Here is a 515-nt window from a genome sequence, read left to right as displayed (position 1 = left end):
TTCGATGGTGCCGCCACCGCCGCTCCGGGCCGTCGCTGACGGCTGGCTACAGCCCGCCAGCAGCAGGGCACAGGCTGCAATGAGATAATGATTAATCATCATTTTGCATTCCTTTGTTTAATGGACGGATTACGTGCACTTTGCTTAGCCATAATCGCGCGGGCAACTTTGGCTGAGCAGTTCTCAGAGAGTGTAAACAGACGTGATAACCACCAGACCGGTGATTATTTCGGACAGACTTTCGGCTCCGCCATCTTAATCGGGTCTTTTATTGGATAACCCGGACGACTGTAATTTGCGCAACTGGTGGTCACTTTTACCTGGTCACAGGGCAGGAAATGTACCGTGATGCCGCAGGTATCCTGACCGGTATAGTCCGGTACCGGTACAACGATGCTGTGTTGTTTTTTCTGAGCATTTATTTTTTTCCTCCATGCCAGATATTTGGCATCGTCACCAAATCCGGGAAAATCCTTTGATCCTCCAACGCCGGTTTCCCATTCCACTTTTACCTG

Annotated in this window: 1 protein-coding gene; it reads right to left on the bottom strand. The window is 50.3% G+C overall.

What is annotated here, in order from left to right:
* Window positions 1–224 precede the first annotated feature (224 nt).
* On the bottom strand, window positions 225–515 hold a 291-nt coding region (locus N5J69_RS22195), incomplete at its 5' end, for a DUF3304 domain-containing protein (RefSeq protein WP_279772599.1).

It is taken from the genome of Pantoea sp. GD03673, assembly GCF_029844725.1.
In the GTDB taxonomy this organism is placed as follows: domain Bacteria; phylum Pseudomonadota; class Gammaproteobacteria; order Enterobacterales; family Enterobacteriaceae; genus Pantoea.
Note: the sequence above shows the minus strand (reverse complement) of the source record. Positions and strands in the feature narration are given on the sequence as shown.